This window comes from Alphaproteobacteria bacterium (assembly GCA_040216735.1).
Lineage (GTDB): Bacteria > Pseudomonadota > Alphaproteobacteria > SHVP01 > SHVP01 > CALJDF01.
This window is the reverse complement of the sequence record JAVJOO010000002.1, coordinates 175517-201608: the sequence shown is the minus strand read 5'-3', so window position 1 is coordinate 201608 and position 26092 is coordinate 175517. Positions and strand designations below refer to the sequence as shown.

The following is a 26092-nucleotide window of genomic DNA, read 5'->3' as shown; positions in this document are numbered from 1 at the left end:
GGTTATTGCTGTGACTGCCGAACCCCTTGTTGGAACCTGGAAATTGATTTCCGTGGAACGCCATGGACCCGACGGCGCGATCACCCAACCGATGGGCGATGCTCCGTCCGGGTTTCTCACCTATACATCTGACGGCTACATGCAGGCCATTCTGATGCCGGGTGGGCGGCAGGCGTTCGAATCCGGCGATATTTACGGCACCCCCGACGAACGTTTGCGGGCGGCTACGCATTTCGTTGCCTACGCGGGGCGCTACGAACGGCGCGGCGAGGTTGTTCTGCATTATCCGGAAAGCAGTTTTTTTCCGAATTGGGTGGGCCGCGAACTGCGCAGAAAGATCGACTTGGCGGGCAATCGAATGACCCTCTCCACCGACCCTGAAAAGGCCGGCGGCGGCGAAAGCGCCGGCGTGTTGGTGTGGGAGAGGCAAACTTAACGGGAAGTGCGGCATGGCAGACGCGAGCTATGACATTGTCATTATCGGCGGCGGCCCCGGCGGCTACGTTGCCGCGATTCGGGCCGCCCAAATGGGCAGCAAGGTCGCCTGCGTCGAGAGCCGCGACCGGCTCGGGGGTACCTGCCTCAACGTCGGCTGCATTCCGTCCAAGGCGCTGTTGCAGAGCTCCGAACTTTTCGCCGAAGCGCAGCATGGGCTCGACGTGCACGGGATCGGAACGCGCGATGTCACGCTCGATCTTGCCAAAATGCTCGGCCGGAAGGACAAGGTCGTCGAAGACCTGACGAAGGGCATCGCCTTTCTGTTGAAGAAGAACAAGGTCGACAACATCGTCGGCGTCGGCTCGATCGCAGGCCCTGGCAAGGTGACCGTCGTGGGCGCAAACGGGAAATCAACGCTTAGCACCAAGACCATTATCGTTGCGACGGGGTCGTCGGTGACACCGCTGCCCGGTGTGGAAATCGACGAAAAGCAAGTCGTGTCCTCGACCGGCGCATTGGCGCTTTCGCAAGTTCCCAAAACGATGATCGTCGTCGGGGGCGGCTACATCGGACTGGAAATGGGTTCGGTGTGGAGCCGGTTGGGCGCGGCGGTCACGGTTGTCGAGTATTTGGACCGAATAGTCCCGGGCATGGACGGCGAGGTTGCCAAGCACCTCCAGCGCATCCTCACCAAACAAGGTCTTAAGTTTCGTTTGGGTAGCAAGGTCACCGGCGCCAAGGCGTCGAAATCGTCTGTGACATTGAGTGTCGCGCCGGCTAAGGGTGGCGAATCGGAAGACCTGAAGGCCGATGTCGTACTGGTGTCGATCGGGCGCAAGCCCTACACCGACGGCCTCGGCCTCGACGGCGTCGGGGTGAAACGGGACGCCCAAGGTTTCATCGACGTAGACGCCGCCTACAAAACCTCGGTCGATGGTATCTACGCCATCGGCGACGTGATCCGGGGGCCAATGCTCGCGCACAAGGCATCCGAGGACGGCGTGGTCTGCGTCGAAATGCTGCATGGCCGCCATGCCCATATCGATTACGGCAAGGTTCCAGGGGTGGTCTACACGAGCCCTGAGGTAGCCACGGTCGGCCGCTCCGAAGAAGATCTCAAGAAAGCCGGTGTCGACTACAAGATTGGCAAATTTCCATTCACCGCCGTGCCCCGCGCCAAAGTCAGCGGCGCTGCCGACGGATTTATCAAAATCTTGGCGGATGCAAAGACCGACGCCGTGCTTGGGGTCCATATCATCGGCCCGGACGCCGGTACGTTGATCCACGAAGCGGTCCTGTGCATGGAATTCGGCGGTTCCGCCGAAGACATTGCGGCCACCTGCCATGCCCATCCCACCCTTTCCGAAGGGATGAAGGAGGCGGCGCTAGCCGTCGCCGGACACGCCATCCACATTTGACTTAGTCGACCCGACGGACTCGCCTTGGTCCTGCGTGTAAAGGGCCATGATGAAATGGGCCTTCGCCGTTTGTTTGGCGCTGCTGTCGATGTCGGCAGGCGCCCGTGCCGACGGTATTTACAAAGCCGTGAGTGGGCCAAACCGGGTGTTGGAGGCGACGCTCGAGTGGCGTGACGACACGCGAGACCGTGTCGTCCCCGTCAAGATCTACGTGCCCGAGACCGGTACTGGACCGTTGCCGACCGTGATCGTCTCGCACGGTGCCGGCGGTTCGCGCGAGGGTCTTGCCTACCTCGGACGTCATTGGGCCAGCTATGGGTATGCCGTCGTTCATCTACAACATGCCGGAAGCGATGCCGAGATCTGGCGCGGCCTTTCACAAGCAGCCGCAATGCAAGCGATCAGGCGCGCCGTTGCCGACCGCCAAGCCGCGATCGACCGTCCGCAAGATGTTCACTTTGCGGTAGATCGCCTATTGGCCCAACCGCTGGATATTGGCGGCTGGCGTTATGCCGTCGATCCACAGCGCCTTGCGGTGGCGGGTCATTCGTTCGGTGCGTTCACGGCGCTCGCCGCCGCCGGGGTGACGTTCGATCTGCCCGGTGGACCGGTCAATTTTGGCGACGACCGACTGATCGCCACGATCGCCCTCAGCCCGACCGCCTTTCGGGCGCAGCAAGAAGAGTCCTTCTCGGGCGTGAGGATCCCGGCTCTCCTTATGACGGGGACCGAAGACGCGGGTGTCGTGAGCGACCTGGAGCCGTCCGAGCGGCGCCGGGCCTACGACCTAATTCGCCAAGCCCCAAAATTTCTCGTCATTCTGGAGGGTGGGGACCACATGGTCTTCAGCGGTGCGCGGCGGGCACCTAAGTCCACCGATCCGCGCCACCACGACTTGATCCGCGCGATCACCACCGCGTTTCTCGATTCCTTCGTCAACGGCGATCGAGCGGCCACGGTCTGGCTTCGCGAGACTCTGCCGGCGCTTTCGCCAGGGATTGCCCTTGAAGAGCAGAAAAATCCTACTCAAGATTAGCGCTCAGCCTACCTTCGCCCGTGGATGGGCTTGCTCGTAAACGCGCTTGAGCTGGTCTGTGTCGACCTCGGTATAGCGTTGCGTCGTCGACAGCGAGGCATGGCCCAACAATTCTTGAATACTCCGCAGGTCGCCGCCGCCCGAAAGTAGGTGGGTCGCAAAGCTATGGCGAAGCGCATGGGGCGTCGCCGTCTCCGGGAGCCCGAGTGCGATACGTGCGTGGCGCATTTGCCGCTGAACGACGCCGGCATTCAACCGCTTGCCCCGGACCCCGACAAAGAGCGGGCCCGCTCCCTCGAGTGCAAACGGACACAACGCGACGTAGCGGTCGACAGCATCGGCAACGATCGGCAGGACGGGAACGACCCGCTCCTTTTGGCCCTTACCGACGATGCGGAGTGCATCGCGTAGCGGTGCGTCGCGACGCGCTAGGCCAAGCGCCTCGGAAATGCGCAGCCCACATCCATAGAGCAGGGTCAGGATCGCGGCATCGCGCGCCGCAACCCAAGGCAGGGCGTCGAGGGCCTCTACCGTATCGATACTGTCGCGCGCCGCCTCTTTGCTTAACGGTTTGGGGACGGCGTGCGGCGTTTTTGGGCGTTTTACGAGGCGGATCGCCTGATTGGATACGCGCCCCTGTGTGTCGAGGTGATGAAAAAAACTCCGCAGGGCCGATAACGCCCGTCCGAGCGAGGTGCCCGTGATGCCGTCGTTACGCCGTTTGGCAAGGTAACTCCGGAAATCCGAAACGGTGAATGTAGAGAGATCTAGCAACCCGACCGGTTCGCCGCGGTGGTCCTGGGCGAAAGCGAAAAAGCCTGCGAGGTCGCGTTGGTACGCCGCGATAGTATGTGGCGAGTAGTTTCGCTCGTTCTCGAGGGCGCCTAGAAAATCGCGGACAGCGTCGGCGGCGTCGGGTTGCGCGGCGAGCGCCGCTACTTCGGGGCGCGCGGCAGCGCTATGCGGCATTGAGTCCGGCGCGTAGCGAGCCGGTGATCGCCCGTGCCATGAACCCGAGCAACTCGGTTCCTTGTCCGGGGTGGAAGCGATCTGGCTCGTGGCTACCGAGGGCGAGGAGCCCGTTCGGACCGTCCTTGCCCACGTCGAGATAGACCAGCGCATCGGAGCGCACCTTGGCGGCGTCCTCGCCGTAAAGGCGCGCGTCGCCGGCGATGTCGTGCCGCAGCAGAATGCTGCGATCGCCGATGATGTCGCGAATCATGCCCGGCTTCAGCGATACGAGATTGCGCAATGTACTCTGGCCGGGTTCTTCGAAGCATAGCGCGGACGTCGAAACGTCAAGGATCGAGCGATAGTCTTCTGCCACGATTCGACCGATATCTTCGAGGGTGCGTGCTTCGATGACCGCCAAAACCGCGGCATGAATACGCTCCTGGCTGGAGAGGTTGACTCGACTTGCCGATAGCAACTCCCGCTGGCTCGAGCGAACTTCGTTGAGTTCAGCCTGCAAGCGCTCGATCATGAATTGCTGCATATCGAGCACCCCGTCCGATTCGCCGCGCGACGGCGGCGCGAGAACGCCGATCAACTCCGGGTGGTCGATCAAAAACGACGGGTGTGCACTCAGAAACTCCACGACATTCTTTGCGTTGAGCGGGCGCAGTTTGTCGGCTGCACGCGTGTCGGATTTGCTCACCGGGCCACCCTAAATGTCCTGTCCTGTCGACTGCCAGTCGGCGAGAAACGCCGCGAGGCCCTTGTCGGTCAAAGGATGTTGCGCCAGTTTCCGCAGCGTGTCCGGAGGGACCGTGCACACGTCGGCCCCGATCATGGCCGATTGAAGCACGTGGGTCGGGTGACGGATCGAGGCGACAAGGATCTTGGTCTCCAACGCGGGGTAGTTGTCGTAAACGGTTCGAATATCCTGAATCAGTTGCATGCCATCTTGGCCGATATCGTCTAGACGTCCGACGAAGGGCGAGACGAACGTCGCACCGGCTTTGGCCGCGAGAATCGCCTGGTTGACCGAAAAGCACAGAGTGACGTTCACCATCGTGCCGTCGTCGCGCAGGGCACGGCAGGCTTTGAGGCCGTCCCAGGTGAGCGGCACTTTGACGGCGATGTTCTTGGCCAGGGCCACCAACTTGCGGCCCTGGGTCACCATTTCCCGATGGTCGGTGGCGGTCACCTCGGCGCTTACCGGTCCGTCGACGACCGCACAGATATCCTTAAGGACATCGAAGAAATCGCGGCCGCTTTTAGCAACCAGGGACGGGTTGGTCGTTACGCCGTCCAGGAGACCTGTCGCCGCCAGATCGCGAATGTCGTCGATGTCGGCGGTGTCCACGAAAAACTGCATTGAACCCTTATTCGTCTTGCTGGGCGCGTCCTACTGCCTCATTGGCGTCACTTTGCGCGCCTGTCAAAGTGTATCGCATGCATGAATCCGGTGCCAGTTCTGGCGACAGTCGACAACGCGTCAAGGTTTTGGTGCCGTTGCCCCTGGGGGCGCCCTACGACTATGTGCTGCCGCCGAACATGCAAGCTCCGCCGGGCGCGATCGTTCGGGTTCCATTAGGCAATCGGGAGGTCACGGGTGTCGTCTGGGACGGGGAGGCGTTGCCCGGCTCGCCCGTCGATGCGTCGAAACTCAAGCCCGTCCATGCAGTCCTCTCCGCCCGTCCGCTGCCGGTGAACCTGCGCCGTCTCATCGATTGGGTCGCGGCCTACACAGTATCGGCGCCCGGCAGTGTCTTGCGGATGGCGATCTCCGTCCCCGAGGCGCTGACGCCGGTGCCGATGGAAACGGTGTTTGTCGCCGGCGCGGCGCCGCCGGAAAGGATGACCCCGGCACGCAAGCGGGTGCTTGCGGTCGCTGCGGACAAGGTGCCGCGCCGCGCCGCCGAACTCGCCGAGCAAGCTGCCGTGAGTGCCGGTGTCGTTCGCGCCCTTGCGGAACTTGGTGCGCTCGAGGGGCGTGCGGTACCGGCCGAAGCGCCGTTCGATCGTCCAAATCCCGATGCCGGCCAACAGATCCTATCTTCCGACCAAGCCGCCGCAGCCGCCGATCTTGTCGCGAAGGTCGCGGCGCGGGCGTTCGCGCCGGTCCTGCTCGAAGGGGTGACGGGGTCGGGCAAGACATCCGTCTATTTCGAGGCCGTCGCCCAAGCGATCCGCGAAGGACGGCCGATCCTGGTGCTCCTGCCCGAAATCGCGCTCACATCGCAGTGGCTCGACCGCTTCGTCGAGCGGTTTGGCGTCCAGCCCGCGATGTGGCATTCGGATCTATCGCAACGCGAACGCCGCCGCGTCTGGCGGGCGGTCTCCGAGGGGCGGGTGCCGGTCGTCGTGGGCGCGCGTTCGGCTCTTTTTTTGCCGTTCCACGACCTTGGCCTCGTGATCGTCGATGAGGAGCACGACTCGTCCTTCAAGCAAGAGGAGGGCGTGGCCTACAACGCGCGCGACATGGCGGTCGTCCGCGCCCAGTTCGAGCGGTGCCCGGTTGTCTTGGTTTCGGCGACCCCGTCGCTGGAAACAGCCGTGAACGCGGAGACCAACAAGTTCGGGCATCTCCAGTTGCCGGAAAGACATGGACCGGCGGAGCTCCCTGAGCTTGCCATCGTCGATATGCGGCAAGAGTCGCTGCCGGCCGGCCGGTGGCTGTCCGGTGCGCTCGAAGACGCGGTCCATCAAACCATCGGGGCCGGTCGGCAGGCGCTCCTGTTCTTGAACCGGCGTGGGTATGCGCCGCTGACCCTGTGCCGTGCCTGTGGTCACCGATTCCAATGCCCGAATTGCCAATCGTGGCTGGTGGAACATCGCCACCGGGGGCGATTGCAATGCCACCACTGCGACTTTGGGATGGCCGTGCCTACTGCCTGTCCCTCGTGCGAGGCGGTCGGCAAGTTTGCCGCCTGCGGCCCCGGCGTCGAACGCTTGGCCGAGGAGGTCGCAGCGCGCATTCCCGAAGCGCGCGTCGCCGTCTTAACCAGCGATACGTTGACCGGTCCGGCCCGCGCGGCGGCGATGGTCAAGGCGATCGAAGACCACGAAATCGATTTGCTGATCGGGACCCAGGTTATTGCCAAGGGTTTCCATTTTCCGCTTCTGACGTTGGTCGGCGTGATCGATGCGGATTTGGGCCTTGCGGGCGGCGATCTCCGGGCGGCCGAGAGAACCTACCAACTCTTGTCCCAGGTCTCCGGCCGGGCAGGACGGGAACGCGATCCCGGCAAGGTCTTCCTGCAATCCCATTTGCCCGAACACCCGGTACTTGCCGCGCTGGCGGCGGGCAAGCGCGACGATTTCGTTCGCCGCGAGCTCGATGCGCGCAGGGCCCACGGCATGCCGCCGTTTGGGCGGTTGGTCGCGTTGATCGTGTCGAGCCGTGCGGAGGATGCCGCGCGCCAGGTCGCGGCAGCGCTGCGCCGGGCGGCCCCCCATTTCGACCAGGTGCGGGTGCTCGGGCCGGCACCGGCACCCCTTGCTCTTCTGCGCGGCCGCTTTCGCTTCCGGTTGTTGCTGAAGGCCGAGAAAAGCGTCGCGGTCCAGCCGATTGTCCGCGAGTGGCTGGCCCGGGTGCGGGTGCCGGGTGCCGTACGGGTTGCCGTCGATGTCGATCCCTACTCATTTCTTTGAGGTCGCGGGCGAATTTTCGAGGTTTTCCGCGGCTTTGCGCCGCCCTCGGGCGGTTGCCAGAGGGAAATCAGTGTGCTAGGTATCGCGCCCGAAAACGGCGGTTGGGAGCTCCTTTCTCGCCGCAAAAAGAGCGAACAAAAACAATAAGTTAGCGGACCGCAGCCGCGCCGGAGGGGCGTCCCAATTGGCAGCAGACAATATGACCGTTTCCGGAATCGCCGGACGCTACGCCAACGCGCTGTTCGATCTCGCGCGTGACCAATCTGCGCTGGACGCCGTGGCAGAGGATCTGGCGTCGCTCGGGCGGATGCTGGCGGACAGCGCCGATTTGCAGCGTTTAGTAAGGAGCCCCGTACTCCAGCGCGCTGCGCAGGCGCGCGCACTGGAAGCCGTTATGGAGCAGGCCAAGATGAGTCCGCTGACACGCAAGTTCGTTGGCCTCGTGGCCCAGAATCGCAGGCTTTTCGCGTTGCCGGACATCGTTCGCGGGTTCGCGCAGCAAATGGCGCAGCACCGGGGCGAAATCGCCGGCGAGGTTGTCTCGGCGCACCCACTGTCCGACGACCAATTGGCGTCGTTGACGGCGCAGCTTAAGGCTGCGGTTGGGAGCAAGGTCACGCTCGAAACTAAAGTTGACGCCTCACTCCTGGGTGGGCTGGTCGTCAGGATCGGCTCCCGCATGATCGATAGTTCGCTTCGAACGAAACTTCAGAACCTCAAGTTTGCCATGAAAGGTGCCGGCTGATGGATATCCGCGCCGCTGAAATCTCTTCAATTCTCAAGCAACAGATCGCCAACTTCGGAAGCGAAGCCGAAGTCTCGGAGGTCGGTCAGGTCCTTTCCGTCGGTGACGGTATCGCCCGTGTCTACGGGCTCGACAACGTCCAGGCCGGCGAGATGGTCGAATTCCCGGACGGCACCCGCGGCATGGCGCTGAACCTTGAATCCGACAATGTCGGCGTCGTGATTTTCGGCGACGACCGCAGCATCAAAGAAGGCGATACGGTCAAGCGGACCAATACCATCGTGGACGTCCCGGTGGGCAAGGGACTGCTGGGCCGCGTCGTCGACCCGCTGGGCAATCCGATTGACGGCAAGGGCGATATCGACGCGACCGAACGCCGCGAAGTCGAAAAAAAGGCGCCGGGCATCATCCCGCGCAAATCCGTTCACGAACCGATGCAAACGGGCCTCAAGGCACTCGATTCGCTGGTGCCGGTCGGACGTGGGCAGCGCGAACTGATTATCGGCGATCGCCAAACCGGCAAGACCGCCGTCGCCCTCGATACGATTTTGAACCAGCGCGAAAACTGGAAATCGGGCGATGAGAAAAAGCGCCTCTACTGCATCTATGTGGTGATCGGCCAAAAGCGTTCGACCGTCGCCCAGGTGGTCAAGACGCTCGAGGACGCGGGCGCGATGGAATACACCATCGTCGTGTCGGCGACCGCGTCGGACCCGGCACCGCTACAGTTCTTGGCGCCCTATGCCGGCTGCACGATGGGCGAATACTTCCGCGACAACGGCATGCATGCCCTGGTCATTTACGACGATTTGACCAAGCAGGCGACGGCCTATCGTCAGATGTCGCTCCTCCTGCGCCGCCCGCCGGGCCGTGAAGCCTATCCAGGCGACGTGTTCTATTTGCATTCGCGCCTGCTAGAGCGCGCCGCCAAGATGAACGACGCCGAAGGGGGCGGATCGCTCACGGCGCTGCCCGTGATCGAAACCCAGGCCAGTGACGTGTCGGCCTACATCCCGACCAACGTGATTTCGATCACGGACGGCCAAATCTTCCTTGAAACGGACCTGTTTTATCAGGGCATTCGACCGGCCATTAACGTCGGTATCTCGGTCAGTCGCGTCGGTTCCGCCGCGCAGATCAAGGCGATGAAAAAGGTCGCGGGCGGTATCAAGCTCGACCTCGCGCAGTACCGCGAAATGGCAGCCTTCGCGCAGTTCGGTTCGGATCTCGACGCCTCGACGCAACGGCTTCTCGCGCGCGGCGAACGGCTCACTGAACTGCTCAAACAAGCCCAGTATTCGCCAATGCCGGTCGAAGAGCAGGTTATTTCGATTTATGCCGGCGTCCGCGGCTATCTCGACAAGGTCGCCGTTAACAAAATCGGTGCCTTCGAGGAGCAGTTGTTGACCGAAATTCGCTCCAAGCACGAAGGTATTTTGGCGGCGATCCGCGAATCGAACGACCTGTCGAGCGACACCGAAGAGAAACTCAAGGGCGTGCTCGACAGCTTCGCCAAAACCTTCGCCTAGAACGCGCAACAATGGCTAGCCTCAAAGACCTTCGCACGCGGATCAATAGCGTCAAGTCGACGCAGAAGATCACGCGCGCCATGCAAATGGTTGCGGCCTCGAAGCTGCGCCGGGCGCAGGATTCGGTTGAGGCGGCGCGTCCCTATGCGGAGCGGATGGAGCGGATGCTCGCATCGCTCGGTTCCAGCATGGTCGACCAAGAGGGCGCGCCGCGGTTGTTGGTCGGTACGGGCAAGCAAGAAACCCATTTGCTGGTCGTCGCGACCGGCGAGCGCGGTCTTTGCGGCGCGTTCAACTCGTCGATCGCGCGGGCCGCCCGGACCGATATCCGTCGGCTCCAGGGCGAAGGAAAGCGCGTCAAAATTCTCTGCGTCGGCCGCAAGGGTCGGGATGTCCTGCGCCGCGATTTTGGCGACCTCATCGTCGGTACGATTGAGCTGGCCGGTATTCGCCGCTTGGCGTTCACCGACGCGCAGCCCATTGCGGTACGCGTGCTGGACATGTTCGAGGCCGGCGAATTCGACGTCTGCACGCTCTATTTCAATACCTTTAAGTCGGTGATCTCCCAGATCTTGACGCGCCGCCAACTCATTCCGGCGTCATTGCCCGAAGCCGATAGCGCGGGGCCCGACCTCGGCGACGCTATTTACGACTACGAGCCCGACGAAGAGGAAATCCTGGTCGAACTTTTGCCGCGCAATCTCAGCGTACAGGTTTACCAGGCGCTTCTTGAAAACGCGGCCTCGGAACAGGGCGCCAGAATGTCGGCGATGGACAATGCGACCAGAAATGCGGGCGATATGATCGACCGCCTGACGCTGAACTATAACCGCTCACGCCAAGCGCAGATCACAAGCGAGCTTATCGAAATCATTTCGGGCGCCGAGGCGCTCTAGGACGCGAGAAACGGAGAATACCGATGGCCACAGATATCGTTGGCAAAGTTAGTCAGGTCCTGGGTGCGGTCGTGGACGTCAAGTTCGAAGGCGAACTTCCGGCGATCTTGAACGCCCTTGAAACGGACAACCACGGCAACCGCTTGGTCCTCGAGGTCGCGCAGCATCTTGGTGAGAAAACCGTACGTACCCTCGCGATGGATACCACCGAGGGTTTGGTACGCGGTCAGGAAGTCAAGGATACCGGAGGGCCGATTACTGTCCCGGTCGGGCCGGAAACCTTGGGCCGGATGCTCAATGTGACGGGCGATCCGATCGACGAACGCGGACCGGTCAACGCGAAACAACGGGCGCCGATCCACGCCCTGGCGCCACCCTTCGTCGATCAGTCTACGGAATCCGAAATTCTGATGACTGGGATTAAGGTTATCGATCTCCTCGCGCCTTACGCCAAGGGCGGCAAGGTCGGCTTGTTCGGTGGCGCCGGTGTCGGCAAGACGGTGTTGATTCAGGAATTGATCAACAACGTTGCCAAGGGCCACGGCGGTTACTCGGTTTTCGCCGGCGTTGGCGAGCGGACCCGCGAAGGCAACGACCTCTATCACGAGATGATCGACTCCGGGATTATCGACCTCGAAGGCAACAATTCCAAGGTGGCGCTGGTTTATGGCCAGATGAACGAGCCGCCAGGCGCGCGCGCGCGCGTCGGTCTGTCCGGTTTGACGTTGGCGGAATACTTCCGCGATCAAGAGGGCCAGGACGTGCTCTTGTTCGTCGATAACATTTTCCGTTTCACCCAGGCGGGTTCGGAAATGTCGGCGCTGCTGGGCCGCATCCCCTCCGCGGTGGGCTATCAGCCGACGCTGGGCACCGACATGGGCGCCCTTCAGGAGCGGATTACCTCCACCAACAAAGGGTCGATCACGTCGATTCAAGCGATTTACGTTCCCGCCGACGATCTCACCGACCCCGCGCCGGCGACATCGTTTGCCCACTTGGACGCCACCACGACGTTGTCGCGTCAGATTGCGGAACTCGGCATTTACCCGGCCGTGGATCCGCTCGATTCGACTTCGCGGATGCTCGATGCCCGTATCCTCGGCCAAGAGCATTATTCGGTCGCCCGCGAAGTGCAGCGCATCTTGCAGACCTACAAGTCGCTGCAAGACATCATTGCCATTCTTGGGATGGACGAGCTTTCCGAGGAGGACAAGCTCACCGTGTCTCGGGCGCGTAAGATTCAGCGTTTCCTCTCGCAGCCGTTCCATGTTGCCGAAATCTTCACCGGCGCGCCGGGCGTTCTCGTCCCGCTTGAGGAGACAGTGCGCGGCTTCAAGGAAATCTGCGAAGGCAAGCACGACGACCTTCCCGAACAGGCGTTCTTGCTCGTCGGGACGATCGACGATGCGGTCGAAAAAGGAAAGCGTCTCGCAGCAGAGGCGGCATAGGCACGTTCCATGGCCGACAAGATCGCATTCGAACTGGTCTCGCCCGACCGCCTGCTGATTTCAGAGGACGTCGACATGGTCGTCGTTCCTGGCGGCGAGGGCGACTTCGGTGTCCTGGCGGGGCATCAGCCGATGATTTCGACCGTCCGGCCGGGTATCCTCGAGGTGCAGAACGCCGGCGCCGAATCGCGCCGTATTTTTGTCAACGGCGGTTTCGCCGAGGTGACCGGCGATCGGTGTGCCGTCATGACGGAAGAGGCCGTGCCCGTGGCCGATCTCAAGCGCGCCGACCTGGAACAGCGGATCAAGGACGCCGAGGAAGACGTGAAAGAGGCGCGTTCGGACCTTGAGCGCCACCTGATCGACTTGCGCCTCGGTACGCTCAAGGAGATGCTCCACGTAGTGGCCTAATGCGCTGCTGACGCCGCCTCGAAAAGTCGTTAAAATCGGCGGGAAACGCTATGCCGGCAGGGGGCTAAAGGCATGGGCATGAGCTGGACACTTGAGGACATTGACTGGGACCGCTTCGACCCCTCAAAGGTCGATCCCACGCTGCTTGAGGTGGTGCGCGCGGCCAGCATGGTCGAGTACCGCAGCGCGGACTATGTCGCCTACCTGTGCAATGTCTTTTCCGACGACGAACCGTTCAAGCAAGCCGCCCGGATATGGGGCGAAGAAGAGATTCAGCATGGCCGCGCCTTGGGAAAATGGGCGCAGCTCGCCGACCCCACCTTCGACTTCGATGCATCGTTTGCCGACTTCCGGGCGAACTATGCACTCGCGCTGGACGCCGAAGAGTCGATTCGTGGAACGCGGTCGGCGGAGCTCCTGTCCCGCTGCATGGTCGAGATCGGCACGAGTTCTTTTTATAGCTCGATCCGCGACGCCTCCGACGAACCGGTTCTGCGTCAAGTATGCGATCTCATTGCGCGCGACGAATTTGGCCACTATGGCCTCTTTCGGCGCCACATGGACCGCTACATGTCCAAGGAACGGCTTGGTTTCTGGGCCAGGGTCCGCATCTTGATCGTTCGAACGCTGGAAACGACGGACGACGAACTGGCTTACGCGTACCACGCTGCAAACCGTTTGCCGGGTCCCTACAACCGTCAATCCGCGACCGACGCCTACGCGGCCCGGGCGTTGTCATTGTACCGGCCGATCCATGTCAAAAAGGGCGTGGTCATGGCTTTCAAAGCCCTCGGGTTGCGCCGGGAAGGTTGGTGGCAAAGTGCAGTCGCCTCCATCGTGTACCGGGTCTTGCAATGGCGGGCACGCCGGGTCTCCCAGTCCACGGCGTAAAAGCACGGGAGCGGGCGAGTGGATCGACCGGCCGCTCTTCTTTTTGATCTCGACGACACCCTGATCAGTGCCTATGCCAACCGCTCGGCCGCGTGGCGAGCGCACCTTAAAGACTATGGCGAAGCGCTCCATCCTCGGGATTCTGCGGAAGTCGCCGAGGCCATTGCGAGCGCGGCTGCGCAATTCTGGTCCGGGCCGAGGGCAACGGCGCAAAACCGCCACGATCTGAGGGCGGTTCGGCGGGCTAACGTTTCCAATGCCTTCGCGCATTTGGGCATCGACGATACAGGTCTGTCGATCGAAATCGCGGATCGCTTTACGGAGAAACGCCGAGCGGGGCATCGGCTCTATCCGGAAACGGTACCGCTCCTCCAGACCTGCCGCGCGCTTGGGCTCAAAACCGGCCTCGTAACGAATGGCGGCAAAGACGAACAGCGCGCCAAGTTGTCGCGCTTTCGATCTTGGCGGGCTCTTCGACTGCGTCACGATCTCCGAAGAAGTGGGGATCGAAAAGCCAGACCCCGCGATCTTCCATCATGCGCTTTCTGCCCTCGGGGTAGAGGCGACAGCGGCTTGGATGGTTGGTGACAATTTGGATTGGGATATGGTCGGTGCGCAGACGGCTGGTATTGCCGCCGTCTGGCTTAACGTCGAAAATCGCCCTCTCCCTGCGACTATCCGCCCCGACGCGACGATCTCAAGTCTCGGTGAGGTCCTCACGCTGCTGGACGATGTTTCGACCCGTACTCGAACAGACGACCGTCGATCGTCGCCAGCCCCGCGAAAATAAGCGCCATCCCGGCAAAGGCCGTCCAGCCGGGGTCCTCGTTTAGAACGAAGATTCCGAGCAACAACGCGGTGACGGGATTGATCAACGTGACCAACATCAGATTCGTTGCGCCGGTGCGCCGCAGCAGAAAAAAATAGAGTGGGTAGGCAAACGCGGTCCCAAGTGTGCCGATGGCCACGAGCGCTCCCCATGTCGCGACCGTTGGCGACGCGTCCCACGGTCGCTCGAGAACGAGGGCGAGCGGCAGGAGTACCGCGGCCGCGGTGACGACCTGGGCGAAGGATGTCACCAGCGGTGGGTGGGCCACGAGGTGGCGGCGCGCGTAGATCGCCGCAGTCGCGTACGACAGGGCACCCAGAAGAACGAGGCTTTGGCTGACAACAGAAACCCCAAGCGAGGACAGCGCGCCGGGACCGATGAGGACGATTACGCCGACAAAGCCCAAGAGGACGCCGATCAGCCGGTTGGCGGTGAGGGTTTCCTGGCGAACGACAAAGACCGCCAAGACAACGGAGAAAATCGGCGTCGTCGCATTCAATATCGAGGCAAGACCGCCCTCGATCACCACCTGCGCCCAAGCGATCAATGTGAACGGGATGGCGTTGTTCAAAATGCCCATCACCGCCAACGCCCGCCAGGACCGCCAGTCCTTGGGCAGCGATTGGCGCAGGATTCGAATAAGCGCGAAGAGGGTCACCGCGGCGATTGCTACCCGGGCAAAGGCGACGGAGACTGGGCCTAGCGTTTCGAGCGCGACCTCGAAGAAAAAGAACGAACTGCCCCAGACCGCGCCCAGCACTGCAATGCCGGCCCAACTGCGCCCGTCCATGCGTTGATCAATCGAAGAGAGGGAAGGCGGCGCGGTCATCGTGGACGCAGATTAAAGCGCCGCCGGTCGTTCAACGACCCGAATCTTGCGGTTCCGGTTTGGGGGTGCCTTGGGTCGTGGCGAGGTGTCCGAACGCCTCGATCAGTCGGGCGTAAACATGCCGCTTAAAGGGCACCACCAGATCGAGCAGGTGCGCCATCTCGACCCATTTCCACGCATTGAACTCGGGCTCTTCGGTGGCAATGTCGATCTCGCTGTCGTCCCCCAGGAAGCGCATAACAAACCACTTCTGGGTCTGCCCACGGTAACGACCGCGCCAGAGGCGTCCAACCAGATGGTCTGGCAGATCGTAGGGAATCCAGTCGTCGAGCTCGGCGATGATCTCGGCGTTGTCCGTACCGATTTCCTCGGCCAGTTCGCGGATCGCGGCGGCGGCGGGTTCCTCTCCCTGATCGATCCCGCCTTGGGGCATTTGCCAGGCGTCGCCGGGCGAATCTATTCGTTGGGCGACAAACACGTTGCCGCGCCGGTTGAGCAGCATAATTCCGACGCAGGGCCGGTAGGCGGTCGGCGCCGGTCGCGCGTTCACCGGTGGGTGTCCTGTGCCACCAACGCCGATAGGGGCGCGAGGTCGATACCCTTCTCCTCCAGGGTGGCAGCCCATTGGGCCAACCGCTCAAGGGTCACTGGGTAGGGCCGCCCGATGCCAATCGCCTGCCCTTGCTGCCGGGCGATGTTCTCAAGATCGATAAGCTTGGCATCGATCGCGACGCGGGACGCGACTTGGTCGATCTCTCGGTTGTTGAGTGCGTGGGGAAGGCTGAGGTCCGCGGCGATGCGACCGGCAACGCTGGTGCCGGAAGTGCGGGCGTCCACGAACAGCAATCCACGGTCGCGGATGGATTGAAGTACCGGCTGCAAACTTTCGGGGGACGCCGTGAAACGATCCCCCATCCGATTGTAGACGCCGACGTAGCCGCTGAAACGGCTGAGGAGAAATTCCAATCGTTCCATGTTTTCGTCGGTCCCCGCAGATGTCAAAAGGGTGTGGGGGCCAGGGTCGCTGGTCGGAAAATCGAACGGCTCCATCGGGATCTGCAGTAGAACCTCGTGTCCCGCCGCCCGGCTCAATCCGATCCATTGATCCAGGCGCCGCGCGTAGGGGGTGAACCCGAGCGTTACGCTGCCGGGGAGTTGTTGAATAGCGGCATTGGTTTGTTCCTGACTCAACCCAAGGTCCTGCAGCAAAATCGCAATGCGCGGTCGGTTTCGCGCCTGCGGAAACGGCCGCGCATAGACCCGCCAGGGTTCCCGTCCGTCCTCGGCAATCGCCGGCAGCGGTCCGAAACGTCCGGCGACCTGCAGCGCGGGTTCGGGTGCCGGCGCCAGGACCAGTTTGCGGGGCAACGCCGGGAGGGCGGCGCTGGGCACCGCCGTTCGGGGCCGTACTTCGGGCGTGGCGGGCGTAGCGCTTTCTCGATTCACGTGTTCCGGTGCCGTCGCCGCGTGCGGTGCATCGGTTGTCGGCGCGGCATGGGCCGCCGCGGTGGTCGGTGGTGCGTGGGCCGCCTCGGCGGCCGGTGGCGCGTGGGCCGGATCGGCCGGCGCTGCAGCATGGGGCGTCTCAGGTGCGGCAGTATGGGCCGTCTCGTTGGATTCGCCATGGTCTGTCGTGCCGGTGTCGGCATGGGGATCCGAAACGGCGTCATCGGTTTCCACCGGCGGCAGGGCCGCGCTTGCGGCCTCCGGCGGGCCGAGGGATACCGTGGTCGGGCTATCGGCTTGCTGTTCAGCTTGCGGGGCCGGGGCGACGTAGGTTACCTGAAGGAAGACGACCCCCGCCGCCACCAATCCGACAAGACCGTAGGCCACCAGCGCTGGAGCAGTCCGCCAGACCGGCGTTTCCCGTTCGTCGTCATCCGCGAGACGTCGGCTGGCTCTGAGGGGCCTCGGTCGTCTTGCCATGGGCTATCGAGCGCTCATCGGTCCAGGCCACCTTGCCTGGACCACCGTCAGTTGACGGATTTCTTGGCGAACAGCTGAATCCCGCGCAACAGGTCTAGCGCCCGCGCCAACTGGAAGTCGAATGGGCGTTCGTCGACCGCCGCTACGGGTTGTTCGCCGTCTTCTTCGTTGCCGTCGACTTCGATGTGATTGCGCAGATTAGCCTCGCTGCGTGGCGCGCCAGCTTGTCCAGCGACGGACTCGAGGCGAACTTGGTCGACCACGATGTCGGGAGAGATACCCTTAGCCTGGATCGAACGACCGGATGGGGTGTAGTACAATGACGTGGTCAGGCGCACCGCGCCGTGACCGGCGATTGGGATAATCGTCTGTACGGACCCCTTGCCAAAGGATTGGGTTCCGAGCACCACCGCGCGCCCGTGGTCCTGCAGCGCGCCGGCGACGATTTCAGACGCGGAAGCCGAGCCGCCGTTGATCAGCACGACCATCGGCAGCCCATCGATCACGTCGCCGGACTTGGCGTTGAACCGTTGGGCATCACCGGTCTGGCGCCCGCGGGTGGAGACGATCTCGCCTTGCTCAAGGAAGGCATCGGACACCTTGACGGCCTGGTCGAGCAAACCGCCGGGATTACCGCGCAGGTCGAGCACGATACCCGCCATGTTCTCCCCCAGCTCTTTCTTGATATCCCGTATCTCTTTCTCAAGACCCGCAACAGTTTGTTCGCTGAATGTGGTGATCCGGAGGTATGCGATATTGCCCTCGATCCGCGAGCGGACGGACGCGATGCGGATCACTTCGCGCGTCAGTGTCACGTCGAACGGCGCGTCGACTCCGGCGCGAACGACCGTTAACAAAATGTCGGTGTTGACCGGGCCTCGCATCTTCTCGACGGCCTGGGAAAGGGTCAGTCCTTGCACCGCTTCGCCGCCTATATGGGTGACGAGATCTCCGGTCAGAATGCCGGCCCGTTCTGCCGGGGTGCCGTCGATCGGCGAAATAACTTTGACGTAACCGTTCTCCATGGTCACTTCGATGCCCAACCCGCCGAATTCACCGCGGGTTTGTACCTGCATCTCGCGAAAATTTTTGGCGTTCAAGAAACCCGAATGCGGGTCGAGCGCCTGGAGCATCCCGTTGACCGCCGCTTCGATTAGCTTTTCGTCGTCGACCTCGTCGACGTAATCGGCGCGAACCCGATTGAAAACTTCGCCGAAAAGATCGAGCTGGCGATAGGTCTCCGAATTCGATTGAGCGCCGACAAAGTTCGGTGTCGACACCGCAAGGAGAACCGAAACGCCGAGAACGGCAAGGGCATTACGCATCATCCACTAACCTTTGTTTCTGTGGTCGCCAACCAAGGGATCGGGTTAATCGGTTCGCCATCCTGGCGCAGCTCGATATAGAGTTCGGGCTTTCTTTGGCTATCCTGCGGACCCATCTTGCCGACCGGTTCGCCAGCAAGCAGCCATTGGCCAACAGTCCCATCAATGCTGGCAAATCCAGCGAGGAGCGTATGATATCCCTCGCCATGCGCGATGATCAAGAGTTCGCCATAGCGCCGAAACGCGCCTGCGAACACGATTTGTCCATCGTAGGGCGCAACGACCTGCGCATCCGGGCGTGTCTCGACAAGAATCCCTTGGGAACGTAGGCCGACGGCGCTGCGTTCACCAAAACGTGTGACAATCCGGCCCCTTGCCGGTAGTGCCAGGCTTCCCCGGGCGCTGGAAAAGGGGGTCGCGGCCGGGGGCGGGCGCAGGGCCAGTCGCTGGGGCGTCGCCGATGGCCGCCGCTCGAGACGGTCGATCAGTCCCTTTAGGTCGTTGGCGCTCGCCGAAAGTGCCGCAATTTGTTGGCGCTCCTCCTGGCTTTCGGCAAGGGTTTGGGTACGCAACCTGGCTTTGCGGGCGATCAAGCGGTCTAGCGCCACTTGCTCGCGCCGAAGCCGGTTCACCGCGTTATCGAGATTGGCCCGTCGGCGGGTGATTTCAGTTCTGATTTGTCGCAGGGCGGCCAGTTCGGAGCGAAAGGTCTCGGCTTGCGCCGTGAGCGCCGGGACGATCGCCGACAGCAGGACCGACGTGCGCAGAGCGTCCGCAACGTTGTTCGGCCCGGCAAGCAGCGTGGCAGGCGGGGTGCGGCCGATCCGTTGCAGGGCGCCGAGGGTCTTGTCGATGGCCGCGCGTCGGTCATTCAGCGAGGTTAGGAGCGCCCGTTCTTCGACGCGGTAGGAGCCGAGACGGGTCTCCAGTTCCGTTACCGTTTCTTCCTGGGATTGCGCGCGCCGCGCACTCTCCACGAGCGTGCGCTGCAACTGCTGCAGTTCGTCTTCGATCCGCGCGGCCTCGCGGTCGAGTTCTTGGCTGCGGGTGCGTCCGGCCTCGATCGCCCGCTCGACCTCGCGGAGTTTGTTTTCGGGCGGGTCGTCGGCCCGTTGGGCGTCGACGCTCCCCACAGACAAGACTGCGATGGCGCTCGCCACCGCCAAGAGATGAAGAAGGTTACGCCGTGGCACGCGCTTTGTCGGCCGCCGCAGGACGCCGCGCAGTATGCGCAAGAGAGACACCGGACATCGTCTCCGGCTGGGGCAAACCCATGATCGCAAGAATCGTTGGCGCAACGTCGGCCAACCGACCGGCCGCGACATGGCCGATGGACGGCGCATTGGCGACAATCAGCGGTACGTCGTCGGTGGTATGCGCAGTGTGGGCGCCGCCGTCGGCATCGCTCATTTTCTCTGCGTTGCCATGGTCGGCAGTAACAAGAAGAACGCCCCCCGTGGCCTTCGTCGCCGCCTCGACCCTGCCGAGGCATGTGTCGACTGCCTCGATCGCCGCAATGGCGGGCGCCAACATGCCGGTGTGCCCCACCATGTCCGCATTTGCATAGTTGCAGACAATTAAGTCGAACTTCCTAGATTCGATCGCGGCGACGAGTTTGTCGGTGACCTCAGGCGCCGACATCTCGGGCTTTAGATCGTAGGTCGCAACGTTTGGCGAGGGCACCAGTATCCGTTCCTCGCCGGCAAACACCTTCTCTTCGCCGCCGTTAAAGAAGAAGGTTACGTGGGCGTATTTTTCGGTTTCGGCGATGCGGAGCTGTGCGAGCCCGGCGCGGGCAACGATTTCGCCCAACGTGTCCTTTATTTCCAAGGGCGGAAACAGTTGATCCATGACCCGGTCTAGGTCGCTCGAATAGGACGTCAGGCCGGCCACGGCGGAGAACTGAACGCGAGACCCCCGTTCGAACGCGGTGAACTCGTCAAAAAGAAAGGCGCTCAAGATCTGGCGAACGCGGTCGGCGCGGAAGTTTGCCACGACGAGCGCATCGCCGTCGCGCATCCCGGCATAGTCCCCCAACACGGTGGGGACCACGAATTCATCGGTGATCCCCCCCTGGTAAGCGCCCTCAATCACCGATGCGGCGTCTGGCGCGCGCGGTGCGTCGGCTGCGACAAGCGCCCGGTAGGCGCGGCTTACGCGGTCCCACCGGTTGTCGCGGTCCATGGCGTAATACCGACCGCTGACCGTTGCGATGCGCACGTTGTCGCAATCGGCGATATCGCGCGCGAGCGTATCGAGATAGCCCGCGGCACTTTTCGGCGGCGTGTCGCGTCCATCGACAATCGCGTGGATATCGACTTTTAGTCCAGCCTGCGACAGCACCTTGGCGAGCGCCGCGATGTGTTTTTGGTGCGCGTGAACGCCTCCCGGAGAAACGAGTCCTAACAGGTGACATCGACCGGTGTTGCTGCGACAACGGTCGGCCACAGTGGCGAGTGTCGTGTTCGTTGCCAGCGTCCCGTCGGCGACCGCCGCATCGATTCGCGGAAGATCCTGAAGCACGACGCGCCCGGCACCGAGGTTGGTATGGCCAACCTCCGAGTTGCCCATCTGTTCGTCGGGCAGACCGACATCGCCCGCCGAGGTCTTGAGGAGGGCCCAGGGGTTTTCCGCCAGCAACCGGTCATAGACGGGGGTCGCGGCAAGGGCGATTGCATTTCCCGCGCGCTCTTCACTGTAGCCCCAGCCGTCGAGGATGCATAAAACAACGGGGCGAGGGCGGTTTTCCATGGGCGGCGCGACGATTCTGAAGCGATAAGGGTTGTCCGGAAGATGGGCGAGATCGCCCGGGAGTGCAAGCCTTTGCCTAGTCGGCGCGGTGGTAGGGATGTCCGGCCAGGATGCTCGCTGCCCGGTATAGCTGTTCGGCCAACATCACCCGAACCAGGAGGTGGGGCCAGGTCGCCCGCCCGAAGGCCAGCGTCAGGTCGGCGCGGGATTTGAGCGCTCCGCCGAGGCCGTCGGGGCCGCCGACAACAAAGGCGACGTCCGCTTGGGACGATACCTGCCACGCGCTGAACCGGTCCGCGAGGGCCTCCGTGGTCAGGTCGTGGCCGTCCTTGTCGAGGGCAACGACGACGCTTTTTACCGGGAGATGGCGGGCGAGTGCCGCTGCCTCATCGTCGCGTCGCACCTCTGGCGTGGGGCCGCGCGATGCTGCGACTTCATGAACGGCAACGGGCCAAGCCAAGCGTGCGACATAGTCGTCGAAAACGGCCTGGAGGGGACTGCGCTTGAGTTTTCCAACCGCGACGACCGCGACCCTCATGGCCCGGTGGCGGGTACTGAATCATCGGGTAGTGCGGCGGACCACATTTTTTCGAGATTGTAGTAGTCGCGGACCTCAGGCCGGAACAGATGAACGATGACATCGCCGCAATCCAGCAGGACCCAATCCCCCTTGGCGAGGCCTTCGGTTCGGACCTGGACTCCCTCAGCCTTCAGCTTCTCCGCCAGGTGAGTGGCAATCGCCGAGACATGCCGATTGGAGCGACCGCTCGCCACAACCATATGGTCGGCGATCAAGGATTTTCCGTGGAGGTCGATGGTGGAGGGGTCGATGGCCTGATCGTCGTCGAGGGACGCGAGGACCACGTTCAGGATCTGGCGATCACCGAGGTCGGGCCGGGTCGCCGTTCGGGTGCGCGTTATCGGATGGCCTCCGGTAGGGATGCGAACATAGTGAACATTTAACCGCGCTCTTTGGCGAGGCGCAAGCTGGTGGCGGACGTCCAATCGCGGAACCCGAAAACGAATGCCCAAGCCGGCGGGGATCGTTGGCTAAGCGCCTGCAGGGGGCCGCGATAGCGCAGCGGGGCGAATGCCTGCGCGGCAGGCGATGCCAGGGCACGGTAGGTGTGGCCCGGACGATCGATCACCGCAACCGGCACTTTGGAGAAGAGGGCCCGCCAACGATGCCACCTGTTGACCTGAGCCAGATTGTCGGCACCCATCAGCCAAACGAACCGGATTTCCGGGTGCCGTGCCAGTAACCGATCGATCGTATCCACGGTGAACCGGGTCCCAAGCCGCGCTTCGAAATTGGAAACCCGGATGCGCGGATGGTCGGCGACGACGACCGCCTCACGGAGGCGTTGTGCAAAAGGCGCCATCCCAGCGGTCGGTTTCAGAGGGTTTTGTGGCGACACCAGCCACCAGACTTCGTCCAGCCCCAGGCGCTTCAGTGCAAATTCGCTGAGCCGCCGGTGGCCCGAATGCGCGGGGTTGAACGAGCCGCCGAGCAGCCCGACGGTCCTGGCGTAGCACCTGCGCGTCAGGGCCGAACCTGCCCGTTGCCGTGGACGCGGTACTTGTAGGTGGTGAGTTGTTCCAACCCGACCGGCCCACGGGCGTGGAGGCGGTCGGTCGAAATGCCGATTTCGGCGCCCATCCCGAATTCCGCGCCGTCCGCAAATTGGGTCGAGGCATTGTGCAGGACGATAGCGCTGTCGATTTCGCTCAGAAAGCGTGCCGCGGCTTCTTCATTCTCGGTAACGATGCTGTCGGTGTGATGGGAGCCGTATCGTTCGATGTGGGCAATCGCGCCCGCGATGCCGTCGACAATTCGCAAAGACACGATCGCATCCAGGTATTCGGTCGACCAGTCGGCGTCGTTCGCCGCCATCACCCGCGGGTCGAGCGCTTGGGCCGCCGCGTCGCCGCGAATCTCGCAACCAGCCTTGACCAGATCGTCAATGATTGCGGGCAGGATCGTGTCGGCGACTTTCCGGTCGGCGACCAGCGATTCAGCCGCACCGCAAATCGACAGGCGCCGGAGTTTAGCGTTGTGGACGATCGCCAACGCCTTGTCCGGGTCGGCGTCCGAATGGATGTAGACGTGGCAATTGCCGTCGAGATGCGCGATCACGGGAATACGGCTTTCTTTTTGAACGCGCTCGATTAGGGATCGACCGCCGCGCGGTACGATGATGTTGATGTAGGCGCTCATGGTCAGCATCGCGCCGACAGCGGCCCGGTCGCGGGTGGGGACCAGTTGGACGGCCGCAGTGGGCAATCCTGCAGCCTGCAACCCCGCATGGAGACAGGCGACGATGGCCTGGCTCGAGTAAAAACTTTCCGATCCGCCGCGTAAGATCACAGCGTTGCCTGACTTCAGGCACAGCGCGCCGGCATCTGCCGTCACGTTCGGCCGGGATTCGTATATGATCCCGATGACCCCAAGCGGAACCCGAACCCGCGTGATGCGCAGGCCGTTCGGCCGCGTCGTTTCCCAGAAGATTTCGCCGACGGGGTCGGGCAAGGTGGCGATGGTTTCGAGGCCCTCGGCCATCGCCGCGATTCGGGCATCGTTTAGCACGAGGCGGTCGCGCAACGATGCGGCGATGCCCTTGGCATCGGCCTCGCTGAGGTCGCGCCCATTCGCGCTCAATATCTTTTCGCGTTGATCGCGGAGGGCCTGAGCGGCTGCGCGCAGCGCGCGGTTTTTGTCATCGGTCGACGCGCGTGCGAGTGCGCGCGCCGCATCGCGCGCCGCTACGCCGATCTCCACCATCAGGCCGGGAATGTCGTCTTGCGCTTCGGCTAGGGACATACGTTCAATCGTTCAGGACAAGATCGTCGCGGTGAATCATTTCGTCGCGGCCACGGTATCCCAGCAATGCCTCTATTTCACTGCTTTTGTGCCCGATGAGCGCGCGGGCGTCGGTCGACGAATAGGCGACAAGCCCGCGTCCCAAATCGCGTCCCGAGGCATCCTTGATATAGACGGCATCGCCGCGCTGAAATGCGCCGGCGATAGAGGTCACGCCTGCGGGCAGGAGACTCTTGCCGGCCGCCAGCGCCCGCACCGCGCCGTCATCGACGACAACGGAGCCGGAGGGCTGCAGCGTTCCTGCGATCCACTGCTTGCGCGCCGTTCGCGGATTGCCCTGGGCATCGAACCAGGTGCAGGGGCCGCCGTCCTCAAGCGTGCGAATCGGTTGTTCGACCGAACCGCGCGCGATCACCATCGCTGCGCCCGCGGAGGTGGCGATGCGCGCGGCGATCAGCTTGGTCACCATGCCGCCGGAGCCGTCGCCGGTCCGGGGTTGACCGGCCATCGCTTCGATCTCGGGGGTAATGCGTTCAACCCGTTTGACTAGGTGCGCACCGGCATCGATCGTCGGGTCCGCCGAATACAGTCCATCCACGTCGGACAGCAGGACCAAACAGTCCGACGAGGTCATTTCCGCGACGCGCGCGGACAAGCGATCGTTGTCGCCAAACCGTATTTCGGCGGTGGCGACGGTGTCGTTCTCGTTAATGACCGGCAGCGCGCCGAGCCGCAGTAGCGTGTCGATCGTGCTGCGGGCATTCAGGTATTTGCGGCGCTGTTCGGTATCGTCGATGGTCAACAGTACCTGGGCAACCGAAATGCCATGGGCCGACATCGCGTCCTGATAGGCCTTGGCCAAATGGATTTGACCGGTCGCGGCCGCGGCCTGGCTCTCTTCGAGTTTCAGTTTGCCGGTGCGCAAACCTAAATGGCGTCGGCCCAGCGCGATTGCGCCCGACGACACCAAGATCACCTCCTGGCCGCGCGCCCGCAGGCGGGCGACATCGGCTGCGAGCCCCTCCAACCAGCGCCGATGGACCTGTCCGGTCTTTGGGTCGACCAGCAGGATCGACCCGACTTTGACGACGATCCGTTTCGCAGCGTGGAGCGCGCTCATGGTGTCGCCGCCGCGCTTGCCTCTTGGTCCTCCCGTTCGCGCCAACGGGCGATGATCTCGAGCATCTGTCGCAGCAGCGTATCGATCCCCGCGCCGGTTGCGCCCGAAATGACCGCGACCGGTGCGCCGGCCGCGTCGGACAAGTCGCGTTTGTGTTGCGCGATCGTGGCCTCGTCCAAGAGATCCGCTTTGTTCAGAGCCACGATCTCGGTTTTGGTTTCCAGCCCGAAGCCATAAGCGGCAAGTTCGTGACGGACGGTGGTGTAAGCGCCGACCGGGTCGTCGCCACTGCCGTCGATCAGATGGAGGATGACGCCGCAGCGTTCGATGTGGCCGAGGAACCGGTCGCCAAGACCCGCGCCGTCATGCGCGCCTTCGATCAGTCCAGGAATGTCGGCCAGCACGAACTCTTCCTCGGCGACATAGACGACGCCCAGCTGCGGATGCAGTGTCGTGAACGGATAGTCCGCGATCTTGGGTTTGGCCCGCGATACCCGGGACAAGAACGTCGACTTGCCGGCATTCGGCAGTCCGACTAGTCCGGCCTCGGCAATCAGTTTGAGACGCAGCCAGAACCAGAATTCCTCGCCGGGCATACCGGGTTGGGTTGTGCGGGGCGCACGGTTTGTCGACGACTTGAAATGGGCATTGCCCTTGCCGCCGATTCCACCCGTCGCCAAAACAGCCCGGTCACCGACCTTGGCAAAGTCGGCGATGACGGTTTCGTGGTCCTCGGCGAAGATCTGGGTGCCGACCGGTACCTTGATGACGAGGTCGCCGCCTGCCGCGCCGGACCGGTTGGCGCCCATTCCGTTGCGCCCGCTCTTTGCTTTGAAGTGTTGCTGATAGCGGAAATCGATCAGCGTGTTCAGCCCGTCGACCGCGATTGCCACGACGTCGCCGCCGCGGCCACCGTCGCCGCCGTCCGGTCCGCCCATCGGTACGTTCGCTTCGCGGCGAAAGCTCATGCAGCCCGGGCCGCCATTACCGGACCGGACGTAGATTTTCGCTTGATCGAGGAACTTCATGCCGCGGCGCTCGCCTGCCCAACAAAAAAGGGGAATGGCTCGCCATTCCCCT

25 protein-coding genes are annotated in these 26092 nt (G+C 62.9%); 10 read left to right on the top strand and 15 right to left on the bottom strand.

Features of this window, described 5'->3' with window-relative positions; translation table 11 throughout:
- The first annotated feature begins 10 nt into the window (after nt 1-10).
- Genes RID42_02115 through RID42_02105 form a run of 3 tightly spaced genes read left to right on the top strand, consistent with a single transcriptional unit; the run spans nt 11 to nt 2892 of the window.
- Nucleotides 11-436, top strand: coding sequence for a lipocalin-like domain-containing protein (locus tag RID42_02115; GenBank protein MEQ8246455.1), 426 nt, complete (start codon nt 11-13; stop codon nt 434-436).
- Nucleotides 437-449: 13 nt separating this feature from the next.
- Nucleotides 450-1856 carry a dihydrolipoyl dehydrogenase gene (gene lpdA / locus RID42_02110; GenBank protein ID MEQ8246454.1) on the top strand — a complete coding sequence of 469 codons (1407 nt, stop codon included), beginning with the start codon at nt 450-452 and terminating at the stop codon, nt 1854-1856.
- Nucleotides 1857-1902: 46 nt separating this feature from the next.
- Complete coding sequence (locus RID42_02105) at nt 1903-2892, top strand: hypothetical protein (protein MEQ8246453.1); 990 nt, start codon at nt 1903-1905, stop codon at nt 2890-2892.
- Nucleotides 2893-2895: 3 nt separating this feature from the next.
- Here the strand turns inward: RID42_02105 and RID42_02100 are convergent, their stop codons facing one another.
- The 3 genes from RID42_02100 to fsa are packed head-to-tail and all read right to left on the bottom strand — an operon-like array spanning nt 2896 to nt 5212.
- A complete protein-coding gene (locus tag RID42_02100) occupies nt 2896-3861 on the bottom strand; it encodes a tyrosine recombinase XerC (GenBank protein ID MEQ8246452.1) in 966 nt (321 codons plus the stop codon).
- A complete protein-coding gene (locus RID42_02095; GenBank protein MEQ8246451.1) occupies nt 3851-4549 on the bottom strand; it encodes a DUF484 family protein in 699 nt (232 codons plus the stop codon). The genes RID42_02100 and RID42_02095 overlap by 11 nt, the downstream gene beginning before the upstream one ends.
- A gap of 9 nt (nt 4550-4558) precedes the next feature.
- Nucleotides 4559-5212, bottom strand: coding sequence for a fructose-6-phosphate aldolase (fsa, locus tag RID42_02090; protein ID MEQ8246450.1), 654 nt, complete (start codon nt 5210-5212; stop codon nt 4559-4561).
- A 77-nt stretch (nt 5213-5289) separates the two neighbouring features.
- Here fsa and RID42_02085 point away from each other — a divergent pair, with 77 nt between their 5' ends.
- The 7 genes from RID42_02085 (at nt 5290) to RID42_02055 (ending at nt 13411) form a co-directional block, all read left to right on the top strand.
- Complete coding sequence (locus RID42_02085) at nt 5290-7491, top strand: primosomal protein N' (protein ID MEQ8246449.1); 2202 nt, start codon at nt 5290-5292, stop codon at nt 7489-7491.
- Nucleotides 7492-7690: 199 nt separating this feature from the next.
- On the top strand, nt 7691-8236 hold the full coding sequence (locus RID42_02080) for a F0F1 ATP synthase subunit delta (GenBank protein MEQ8246448.1): 546 nt from the start codon (nt 7691-7693) through the stop codon (nt 8234-8236).
- Complete coding sequence (gene atpA / locus RID42_02075) at nt 8236-9765, top strand: F0F1 ATP synthase subunit alpha (protein MEQ8246447.1); 1530 nt, start codon at nt 8236-8238, stop codon at nt 9763-9765. Before RID42_02080 ends, atpA begins: the two co-directional genes overlap by 1 nt.
- 11 nt (nt 9766-9776) lie before the next feature.
- Nucleotides 9777-10661, top strand: a complete 885-nt coding sequence (locus tag RID42_02070) for a F0F1 ATP synthase subunit gamma (protein MEQ8246446.1) — start codon at nt 9777-9779, stop codon at nt 10659-10661.
- Nucleotides 10662-10684: 23 nt separating this feature from the next.
- Nucleotides 10685-12109: a F0F1 ATP synthase subunit beta gene (gene atpD, locus RID42_02065; GenBank protein MEQ8246445.1), complete on the top strand. Its 1425-nt coding sequence runs from the start codon at nt 10685-10687 to the stop codon at nt 12107-12109.
- 9 nt (nt 12110-12118) lie between these two features.
- Nucleotides 12119-12520 (top strand): F0F1 ATP synthase subunit epsilon, encoded by a 402-nt coding sequence (locus RID42_02060; protein MEQ8246444.1) that lies wholly within the window; start codon nt 12119-12121, stop codon nt 12518-12520.
- Between the two features lie 78 nt (nt 12521-12598).
- Nucleotides 12599-13411: a ferritin-like domain-containing protein gene (locus RID42_02055; GenBank protein MEQ8246443.1), complete on the top strand. Its 813-nt coding sequence runs from the start codon at nt 12599-12601 to the stop codon at nt 13409-13411.
- Nucleotides 13412-14127: 716 nt separating this feature from the next.
- On the opposite strand, the gene RID42_02050 is transcribed toward RID42_02055, so the two are convergent.
- The 12 genes from RID42_02050 to obgE form a co-directional block, all read right to left on the bottom strand.
- The gene (locus RID42_02050) at nt 14128-15030 is read right to left on the bottom strand and encodes a DMT family transporter (protein MEQ8246442.1); all 903 of its coding nucleotides are present in this window, start codon (nt 15028-15030) and stop codon (nt 14128-14130) included.
- 70 nt (nt 15031-15100) lie between these two features.
- Nucleotides 15101-15619, bottom strand: a complete 519-nt coding sequence (locus RID42_02045) for an RNA pyrophosphohydrolase (GenBank protein ID MEQ8246441.1) — start codon at nt 15617-15619, stop codon at nt 15101-15103.
- Entirely contained in the window at nt 15616-16995 is a 1380-nt protein-coding gene (locus RID42_02040; protein ID MEQ8246440.1) for a divergent polysaccharide deacetylase family protein, read from the bottom strand. Before RID42_02040 ends, RID42_02045 begins: the two co-directional genes overlap by 4 nt.
- A 47-nt stretch (nt 16996-17042) precedes the next feature.
- The gene (locus RID42_02035; GenBank protein MEQ8246439.1) at nt 17043-18323 is read right to left on the bottom strand and encodes a S41 family peptidase; all 1281 of its coding nucleotides are present in this window, start codon (nt 18321-18323) and stop codon (nt 17043-17045) included.
- Nucleotides 18320-19513, bottom strand: coding sequence for a peptidoglycan DD-metalloendopeptidase family protein (locus RID42_02030; protein MEQ8246438.1), 1194 nt, complete (start codon nt 19511-19513; stop codon nt 18320-18322). Before RID42_02030 ends, RID42_02035 begins: the two co-directional genes overlap by 4 nt.
- Nucleotides 19500-21071, bottom strand: coding sequence for a 2,3-bisphosphoglycerate-independent phosphoglycerate mutase (gene gpmI / locus RID42_02025; protein ID MEQ8246437.1), 1572 nt, complete (start codon nt 21069-21071; stop codon nt 19500-19502). The genes RID42_02030 and gpmI overlap by 14 nt, the downstream gene beginning before the upstream one ends.
- Before the next feature lie 76 nt (nt 21072-21147).
- On the bottom strand, nt 21148-21609 hold the full coding sequence (locus RID42_02020; GenBank protein MEQ8246436.1) for a 23S rRNA (pseudouridine(1915)-N(3))-methyltransferase RlmH: 462 nt from the start codon (nt 21607-21609) through the stop codon (nt 21148-21150).
- The gene (rsfS, locus tag RID42_02015) at nt 21606-21992 is read right to left on the bottom strand and encodes a ribosome silencing factor (GenBank protein ID MEQ8246435.1); all 387 of its coding nucleotides are present in this window, start codon (nt 21990-21992) and stop codon (nt 21606-21608) included. The genes RID42_02020 and rsfS overlap by 4 nt, the downstream gene beginning before the upstream one ends.
- Before the next feature lie 38 nt (nt 21993-22030).
- Nucleotides 22031-22618 carry a nicotinate-nucleotide adenylyltransferase gene (locus RID42_02010; GenBank protein MEQ8246434.1) on the bottom strand — a complete coding sequence of 196 codons (588 nt, stop codon included), beginning with the start codon at nt 22616-22618 and terminating at the stop codon, nt 22031-22033.
- On the bottom strand, nt 22615-23892 hold the full coding sequence (locus RID42_02005; protein ID MEQ8246433.1) for a glutamate-5-semialdehyde dehydrogenase: 1278 nt from the start codon (nt 23890-23892) through the stop codon (nt 22615-22617). The genes RID42_02010 and RID42_02005 overlap by 4 nt, the downstream gene beginning before the upstream one ends.
- Before the next feature lie 4 nt (nt 23893-23896).
- On the bottom strand, nt 23897-25012 hold the full coding sequence (gene proB, locus RID42_02000) for a glutamate 5-kinase (protein MEQ8246432.1): 1116 nt from the start codon (nt 25010-25012) through the stop codon (nt 23897-23899).
- Nucleotides 25009-26040, bottom strand: coding sequence for a GTPase ObgE (obgE, locus tag RID42_01995; protein MEQ8246431.1), 1032 nt, complete (start codon nt 26038-26040; stop codon nt 25009-25011). The genes proB and obgE overlap by 4 nt, the downstream gene beginning before the upstream one ends.
- Nucleotides 26041-26092: the final 52 nt, after the last annotated feature.

What these genes read in the sequence shown, in the direction of transcription:
- lpdA (MEQ8246454.1), top strand. Translation starts at nt 450, where the DNA reads ATGGCAGACGCGAGCTATGACATTGTCATTATCGGCGGCGGCCCCGGC.
- RID42_02105 (MEQ8246453.1), top strand. Translation starts at nt 1,903, where the DNA reads ATGATGAAATGGGCCTTCGCCGTTTGTTTGGCGCTGCTGTCGATGTCG.
- RID42_02100 (MEQ8246452.1), bottom strand. Translation starts at nt 3,861, where the DNA reads ATGCCGCATAGCGCTGCCGCGCGCCCCGAAGTAGCGGCGCTCGCCGCG.
- fsa (MEQ8246450.1), bottom strand. Translation starts at nt 5,212, where the DNA reads ATGCAGTTTTTCGTGGACACCGCCGACATCGACGACATTCGCGATCTG.
- RID42_02085 (MEQ8246449.1), top strand. Translation starts at nt 5,290, where the DNA reads ATGCATGAATCCGGTGCCAGTTCTGGCGACAGTCGACAACGCGTCAAG.
- RID42_02080 (MEQ8246448.1), top strand. Translation starts at nt 7,691, where the DNA reads ATGACCGTTTCCGGAATCGCCGGACGCTACGCCAACGCGCTGTTCGAT.
- atpA (MEQ8246447.1), top strand. Translation starts at nt 8,236, where the DNA reads ATGGATATCCGCGCCGCTGAAATCTCTTCAATTCTCAAGCAACAGATC.
- RID42_02070 (MEQ8246446.1), top strand. Translation starts at nt 9,777, where the DNA reads ATGGCTAGCCTCAAAGACCTTCGCACGCGGATCAATAGCGTCAAGTCG.
- atpD (MEQ8246445.1), top strand. Translation starts at nt 10,685, where the DNA reads ATGGCCACAGATATCGTTGGCAAAGTTAGTCAGGTCCTGGGTGCGGTC.
- RID42_02060 (MEQ8246444.1), top strand. Translation starts at nt 12,119, where the DNA reads ATGGCCGACAAGATCGCATTCGAACTGGTCTCGCCCGACCGCCTGCTG.
- RID42_02055 (MEQ8246443.1), top strand. Translation starts at nt 12,599, where the DNA reads ATGAGCTGGACACTTGAGGACATTGACTGGGACCGCTTCGACCCCTCA.
- RID42_02050 (MEQ8246442.1), bottom strand. Translation starts at nt 15,030, where the DNA reads ATGGACGGGCGCAGTTGGGCCGGCATTGCAGTGCTGGGCGCGGTCTGG.
- RID42_02040 (MEQ8246440.1), bottom strand. Translation starts at nt 16,995, where the DNA reads ATGGCAAGACGACCGAGGCCCCTCAGAGCCAGCCGACGTCTCGCGGAT.
- RID42_02035 (MEQ8246439.1), bottom strand. Translation starts at nt 18,323, where the DNA reads ATGATGCGTAATGCCCTTGCCGTTCTCGGCGTTTCGGTTCTCCTTGCG.
- gpmI (MEQ8246437.1), bottom strand. Translation starts at nt 21,071, where the DNA reads ATGGAAAACCGCCCTCGCCCCGTTGTTTTATGCATCCTCGACGGCTGG.
- RID42_02020 (MEQ8246436.1), bottom strand. Translation starts at nt 21,609, where the DNA reads ATGAGGGTCGCGGTCGTCGCGGTTGGAAAACTCAAGCGCAGTCCCCTC.
- RID42_02005 (MEQ8246433.1), bottom strand. Translation starts at nt 23,892, where the DNA reads ATGTCCCTAGCCGAAGCGCAAGACGACATTCCCGGCCTGATGGTGGAG.
- proB (MEQ8246432.1), bottom strand. Translation starts at nt 25,012, where the DNA reads ATGAGCGCGCTCCACGCTGCGAAACGGATCGTCGTCAAAGTCGGGTCG.
- obgE (MEQ8246431.1), bottom strand. Translation starts at nt 26,040, where the DNA reads ATGAAGTTCCTCGATCAAGCGAAAATCTACGTCCGGTCCGGTAATGGC.